This window comes from Nonomuraea sp. NPDC049784, from assembly GCF_040659615.1.
GTDB lineage: Bacteria > Actinomycetota > Actinomycetes > Streptosporangiales > Streptosporangiaceae > Nonomuraea.
The window spans coordinates 1-1,077 of the sequence record NZ_JBFAMX010001310.1 but is presented as its reverse complement, the minus strand read 5'-3'; the positions used below and the strand labels follow the sequence as shown (position 1 = coordinate 1,077).

Annotated in this window: 1 protein-coding gene and 1 pseudogene; both read right to left on the bottom strand. The window is 70.6% G+C overall.

Annotation, left to right across the window (positions count from 1 at the left end; all coding sequences use genetic code 11):
* Positions 1–385 (bottom strand): DNA-binding protein WhiA (whiA, locus tag AB0J09_RS65655; protein WP_360714725.1); only part of this gene is annotated, 385 nt, incomplete at its 3' end.
* A 71-nt stretch (positions 386–456) separates the two neighbouring features.
* Positions 457–999: pseudogene (locus AB0J09_RS65650) on the bottom strand (2-phospho-L-lactate transferase CofD family protein); the annotation flags it as partial.
* Between the last annotated feature and the right edge of the window lie 78 nt (positions 1,000–1,077).

The window sequence follows — 1,077 nt, the reverse complement described above, 5'->3', positions numbered from 1 at the left end:
CGGCCTCCGCGTCACAGGAGGCGCCCGCCACGACCTGGCGGGGCAGGCCGCGCACCGGGCGGCCGTGGTTGTCGATCAGTCCCGTCTGACGCGCCAGGGCCTCGCCGTCGCGGTAGACACGTACGACGTAGCGCGACCCCTTACGCAGCCCGGCGGGCGCGAGCACGAGCACCTCGGCCTTGTGCCCGAACACCTCACCGATGTCCTTGATCAGCCGCCGCGCGGTGGCGTTGGTGTCGAGCTCGGCCTCGATCACGATCCGCCCGCCCACCAGATGGAGGCCGCTGGCGAACCGCAGCAGCGTCGAAACCTCCGCCTTGCGGCAGCACGGCTTCAGCACCGGCAGGCGGCTCAGCTCGTCCTTCACCACACCTGTCATGGCCATGCGTTAGTCCTCTCCCCCATTCAGACCGGCTCTCAGCAGTCTCTCGCACCTTCGCACCGCGCCGGCCAGGATCAACGCTTCTGGAGGAAAATCTCGTCCAGGACGGAGGCAAGACGTCGTGGGTCATGCCTCGGCGAGCCGTCGGAGGCGGCCACGTCGGCCATCACGAGCTGTGCGCCGAGTGCCCCGGCGGCCTTCTCCAGCGCGCCCGGGTCGTCCACCACCCCGGTGTCCGCGAGCACGACGTCGATCGCCAGGTCGGGGGCGTGTTGTCCGAGCACCTCCAGGTGTTGCTGGGGAGAGAAGTCATCGGTCTCACCCGGCTGAGGGGCCAGGTTGAGCGTGACGAGCCGCCGGGCCTTGGTCGCGTGCAGCGCCCTCGCGAGCTCGGGCACCTTGAGGTGCGGCAGCACGCTGGTGAACCACGACCCCGGCCCGAACACCACCCAGTCGCCCTCCAGCACCGCCTCGATCGCCTCGGGCCGCGCGGGCGGGTCCTCGGGCACGAGGGAGATCGCCTGCACGCGTCCTGGCGTCAGCGCGCAGGCCACCTGCCCGCGCACGGTCGAGATGACGCCGTCGAGCTCGACCTCGGCCACGATGTCGAGCGGCACCAGACACCCGCTACAACATCAACAACACCGCCGACGGCCGCAAGGTGAGCGTCTGGCGGGTGTCGGCGGGTACCGACA